Below are 5,524 nucleotides of genomic sequence, written 5' to 3'. Positions count from 1 at the left end.
TTTCTGCGTAAAGGTCGTCACTTTTGGGTGGGCGAATCATTCATCAATAGAGGGGTTTGGTGATGGTTTGTGTTTGTAATCGATTGATTTTTATAAAGAATCATGTGCTGCTTGGTACCCATTGTAACAGAGTGTGTATTTTTAGATTTTGCGTGATATTTGTTTAAAACCTGTACTGAGTACATCTGGGATTTTGGATTAGTTGAAAATGTTGAGTGGGCCTGAGCAGTCGGGCTAGAAGAAGCAATCGTAAAAAAGTCGTGGGTGGGGTACCTGATGGTACGTTGAGTTATTTCTATAACATATGATGTGGTTGGTGTTTTGGTATATTTCAAACTAATCTGGTTCATGGTGTTGTATGTATTTATTGCTGCTATTGGTTGTGCTTAAATAACTGGAGGTTGCAATTTTATAAAAGAGCGCAGCACTACATCGGAGGATTATTTTTTTTATGCCTAGAACAGCAATCCGAGTTGCCCAGGAGAGGGCTGACTTAATTGGTCCGTCCACAAAAAATTAACAGAGCCGCGTTCAGGTAGTGGCAAATACGACCAGTTCGTATATTGCGTCCATCGAGGTGCGGTCACTGATGAACACGGCCGCAAAGAAATGCATCAGCCTGGGCGAGCCGATCGTCTATGCATTGGTGAGAGTCCATCAGTGTAAAAAAAACGTTATGCAATCTCCAAATAGAGCCGGCCCTTGTGATAGCAGGCGAAGCCCTACCTAAACCTCTCATATAAGTGGGTTAATTTATTTGGGAGGTGGGCTATCACAGAGTCTTAAACATATGTGGGAGAAAACCTATGGATATAGGCTATGCACGTACTTCAACCATCGAACAAGAAGCTGGTTTTGAAGCCCAGTTGCGCGAATTAGAACGATGTGGTTGTGAAAAAATATTTAAAGAACAGGTATCGTCCGTGGCCCAGCGCGTCCAGCTTGAAGCGGCCATTGAGTTTGCCCGTGTGGGGGATACCTTTGTGGTCACTAAGCTCGACCGGCTGGCTCGCTCGATCACCGACCTGCTGCAGACACTGTACCGATTGGAACTGAAAAAGGTTGAGGTCAAGATTCTCAATCTGGGGCTGGACACCAGCACGCCCACCGGCAAGTTAATCCTGACCGTGTTGGGAGGGATTGCCCAGTTTGAGCGGGAAATGATGCTGGAGCGGCAGCGCGAGGGGATCGGCAAAGCGCAGAAGGCCGGCAAATACAAGGGACGTAAGCCAATCCACGAGGAAAAACGCGCGGCCATACTGCGCCTGGCGGGGGAGGGCGTGACTAAGGTCGAGATTGCCAAGCAGCTTGGCGTCGGGCAGGCCACGGTTTACCGCGAACTGGCCCTTTACCGTACCGATGCCGTGACTCGGTCAGCTGTCCCGCTCACTTCTGAACTATGAAGGGGGGAATTCGGTTTTTTCTGCCATGCCCAAGTATCCCACAGCTATTGGATGTCTTATGCTCCGTGACTGGTCCTGCTTCGCCGCCTACGGCGTCCTGCCCCTGACTGTCGAAGCCACCTACAGCCGCCGCTGTACAACCTGAAAGAACCGGGGGGAGGGCACACACAGCGCAGAGGCGCGTTGAGCCTTTGTGCCGAACTGGAACAACACAGTCGGCGCCCAGCGAGCGCCAGCGGGCTGCTGGGCCGCGCCGTGCTGGACGAACTGATGGTCTTCGCCCGGCTCTACGTCGGCGACTTCGACCACGAATGGCACCACCAGCTTCGATCTCGGCGACCCGTTGGGCGAGGTCTACCTACGCCAAGGTCTGGCCAGCCGAAACCACGCGCCTGCACCACAACTGCCGCAAGGGTGCCAAACAGCCGCAGGTCGACGGGCGTGCACCAGGCCAGTGGTCGGACGGAGTAGCGGCAGTAGCTGCAATATGCAGTAAAATTTCCACTCAATTCCCTCGACTAGAGCATCCGCCATGCCACGTTTTACCCTCGACCTGTCGGACGAGATCGACGGCGCGCTGACCGACATCGCCAAGCAAAGCGGCATCACCAAGGCCGAAGCCATGCGCCGGGCGTTCGCCCTGCTGGCGGTGGCCTACGCCGAGAAGAAGAAGCCCGGCTTCTCCCTGGGCATTGTTCRTGAACGCGACGATCACACCCTCGAAGCGGTTGGCCGCGTGGTAGGGATCTGATGGACACGCCGGAGATTGATCTGGACGCCCTGATCGCGGCCATCACCCCAGAGAATCGGCATGCGCCGRTCGACTGGGGTCCGCCAGTTGGCAAGGAGGTTTGGCCGTTCTTAACCCCTTCTGAGAAGGAGGAGCCAACACCATGGCCACCCACGGTTTGAGCCAAGCCGAACTGGACAAGATCCATGCCGCGATCAGCCAGTTGATCGACCAGACAATCCAGCGCAATGAAGAGTCGCGCAAGGTCAGTGCCGAGGTCCCGAAACCGACAGTCGAGGCCTGCAAGTTCACCCGTGAAACCTTCTGGTATCCGATGGCCGTGGTGACTGGGCTCTACTGTGTCATCGCCGTGATCATGACCGTGATTTACAGGCTGCTCCACTAAACCGGCGTAACTATGCCTCCAGCCGACACGGGAAGCCCCCCATATCCTGGATGCCGCCTGCCCAGTTTGAGCGGGAGATGATGCTGGAACGGCAGCGCGAGGGGATCGACAACCGTCCCGCTCACTTCTGAACTATGAAGGCGTCAATTCGGATTTTTCTGCCGTGCCCAAGCCCCCCATACTTGTTGGTGGAGGTCTTATGCCCACCGACACCCCCGCTGGTCCGAGCGTACTCTCGCGCCTCCACCTTGGAGCAGGGCGTTGAGCAAAATCGGCAATTGCTCGGAGCATTTGGTGAGCAATATGGCCAGTTCATCGCCGGGTTCTACCCGGAAAACGAATCCGGTACGAAGCTGCACCGCTCGGAACTGTTCCGCCTGCTCGATGACTCCCGACCGGGGGGCATCCTGCTGTGCGAGCAGGTGGACCGCCTTAGCTGGTGAACGCGGACTGACAAACCCTGTGCAGGATCATCCACGCGAAGGGGGCAGGTGGCCGCGCCCAAGTCCGCTGTGCAGAAAGGCAGATGCTCCTTGCCATTGAAGGTAAGCGATGAACGTGACGAAACACTAGCCGCAGGACTGAAGCACGAACGAAACTGCGGCCGGTTGGAAAGCTGACCGAAGGTTTACGGCTGCCCGAAAGGAACCGACAGGAAGGGCTCAATCGCTCCCGCAGGGCAGAGCTTTGCCCGTTACTTTTAGCTACCTTTTCTTATATATATTAATATTGAATTATTATTTATTTATATTAGAAAGGAAGGCTAAAAAAGCGAGAGTTTTCTAAGTGATAATAACTTGCATCGAAAACCCTCAAAAATTAAGTCGCTAAGTGTTCTTGGTTGACTTGGTGACTTGTTTGTCAAGCAAAGCCTTCGCGGGTCTGTTCGCATCTTTTTAGGTGATTCGTAATAAAATCAATATCTTGAGAGTTTTATCCGATTATCGCTTTTGAGAAAAGTTATTGCTATTAGCGTTACTCTAGCTAGTCGTTTAAGTAAGCGAATAAATAGCAAGCAAATAATCATTCAGGTAACCGATAAGTAGTCAGTGCAAAAGCGTAAAATCTCAAAACTAGGTATCCAGTCGAGTAGTCGATACACAGGTTTTGTTGCTGCGTTTTCCGCGCACTAGCCGTCATTGCGGCGTGGGTTGATCGCGCATTAGTAGTCAATCCAGCTCCTGACACCAGGGCGCGAGCATCCTCATCGGTTTCCGGATCCACCAGCTTTCGAATCGCTATCTTGATCAGCGCGCCTGACACTCTTCTTCGGTTCCGCTATTAGCCGCCTCCGATATCGCTACCTCAGCTTTCAATAGGTTCGCGTGCAGGGCAGTGCGTATTGCCGCCTGCTCCTGTCCTCTTAATGATGGCCTCTCGGTGGAGGGCGGGAACATGCTGAAATTCTGACTCCCAAAGCCCGCTAAGATTTTTCGCCCAGAAACAGTCAGAGCTCTCCACTTTCGTGGCGAGCTCTGTCAAACGATGCCCAGCTTTGCAGCTGGGTAGGATCAGTACGCGCTGGTTACAGAAATCCACCTCGTCGCGGCTTCCACGATGCCCAGCCTTGCAGCTGGGTAGGATCTCCCCGTTCGTAACCCATTGAGCGGAAGGGGGACTTAACAGCGGTTCCGCGAACGGGGCAGGATAACGTATATCATGGTATCCATCGAATGCAGCTTAGGCCATTACAGCCTTCCTAGTTCAGTTGTTTGCGTTGGACGCGAGCCTCTCCGGTTCTGGATGGTAGCCTGAGGTTCGCTCTGCAGTACTCAGGGTGCGATATCGGCCGCATTTGGCAATTGCCGAACGCCAGATGGCCTGCACCCCTTCCAGCTTCTCGAGGGTGTCAACTGGACGTTGTCGCAGCAAACGCACCTCTTCCAGAGTCAACGGCTCTAACCACTGTGGCCAGACGTAGTGGTCTTCGTCAAAGCCTGTGGTTTCGGCACGGTGTGGGCTGACCGGAAGAACAGGATGCAAGGGCAACGCTTCAATCGCGAACCAGACACTGAAAGGTTGGCAGGGAGGATCGCTGTCGGTCGGGGCCGCGGCTTCACATGCATGCCTTCTCACAGCAACTGGGTCCCAACCGAATCTGAGCTTCTTGATCTTTTCGTAAGGCTCGCCGAAAAGCACTTTGTGCAGGCGGGTTTCAATGGTTTTCTTATCCCTGGGCGGAGCAAGTGTTTTGGCAAGATAGCGGATGTTGTCGACGAACTCTTGCCGGCCGGCTGAAAAGTCCAGGCTATTCGGCGTCACGAAGCCAGATTTGGAAACAACTGCGTCCGTGGCAAATGCTGCGAGGAAGGCCAAAGCACGGGGATTGTCGCGCATGCTGTTAGCCGCGGCACGATAGTCTGCGGGGCGAATGCGGTTGAGTTTGCTGACGTCTGCTTGCGAGCCGTCGTCCTGCGTTACCTTAAAATTGAACTCTGTGGCCTCCGAGCGGCCGCGCATGTGTGTGGTCATGCCGTCCAGCAGCGCTGGCCAGTCGATGCCATGCAGCCGTGCATAGCCGGCTGGCCAGGACAGGCGAATGTCCAATCCGAGGTCTTGCCCGCAGACGCGCAACAGGCCAAGCGCCGCCATGAATCCTTGGGGAGAGGCGATGCGCAGCCCGATCAGGTCAATGTAAGGTGCATCGGAGCTCTGAGTCATTGAATATCACCTTCCGGCTAAAGGGCTTCCTCCATCGAGGCGCGGGCGTCGGCGACGCGCAGGCGCCACTCCAGCTGGGCCAGTTGCCAAGGACCATGCTGGTTCAGGACCTCGCTCCAGTGCTTCGGCCAGTGGTTGTCCAGCGCGGCGAAGTGGGAGCCGGGAGCTGTGGGGTCACTGCAACTCTTTAACCAAGGCCGACCATGTCCGTGGTGCGTCGCCACCAGATGACGGATCAGTGGGTCTTTGATTAGCACGAAGTCGAGACTGGCAAACTCATGGCGGAAGCCCGTGGGCAGACCGGACTGCCGGTAAGCCATGAAC

The 5,524-nt window shown here is 54.7% G+C and carries 6 protein-coding genes; 4 read left to right on the top strand and 2 right to left on the bottom strand.

Features of this window, described 5'->3' with window-relative positions:
* The first annotated feature begins 806 nt into the window (after positions 1-806).
* The 4 genes from AC1DVH_RS25470 (at position 807) to AC1DVH_RS25455 (ending at position 2,982) form a co-directional block, all read left to right on the top strand.
* Positions 807-1,403: a recombinase family protein gene (locus AC1DVH_RS25470; protein ID WP_477756134.1), complete on the top strand. Its 597-nt coding sequence runs from the start codon at positions 807-809 to the stop codon at positions 1,401-1,403.
* A gap of 532 nt (positions 1,404-1,935) precedes the next feature.
* Positions 1,936-2,154 carry a hypothetical protein gene (locus tag AC1DVH_RS25465; RefSeq protein ID WP_477756133.1) on the top strand — a complete coding sequence of 73 codons (219 nt, stop codon included), beginning with the start codon at positions 1,936-1,938 and terminating at the stop codon, positions 2,152-2,154.
* Positions 2,155-2,296: 142 nt separating this feature from the next.
* Positions 2,297-2,539, top strand: a complete 243-nt coding sequence (locus tag AC1DVH_RS25460) for a hypothetical protein (protein WP_225923243.1) — start codon at positions 2,297-2,299, stop codon at positions 2,537-2,539.
* Positions 2,540-2,673: 134 nt separating this feature from the next.
* Positions 2,674-2,982: a recombinase family protein gene (locus AC1DVH_RS25455; RefSeq protein WP_477756132.1), complete on the top strand. Its 309-nt coding sequence runs from the start codon at positions 2,674-2,676 to the stop codon at positions 2,980-2,982.
* Positions 2,983-4,243: 1,261 nt separating this feature from the next.
* Here AC1DVH_RS25455 and AC1DVH_RS25450 read toward each other — a convergent pair.
* The gene (locus AC1DVH_RS25450) at positions 4,244-5,200 is read right to left on the bottom strand and encodes a type I-G CRISPR-associated protein, Cas3-extension family (RefSeq protein ID WP_477756131.1); all 957 of its coding nucleotides are present in this window, start codon (positions 5,198-5,200) and stop codon (positions 4,244-4,246) included.
* Positions 5,201-5,217: 17 nt separating this feature from the next.
* The coding region (locus AC1DVH_RS25445; protein ID WP_477756130.1) for a hypothetical protein at positions 5,218-5,524 on the bottom strand (307 nt) is incomplete at its 5' end.

Source organism: Pseudomonas sp. P4_C3 (genome assembly GCF_056402075.1).
This window is presented reverse-complemented; position numbering and strand designations above follow the sequence as displayed.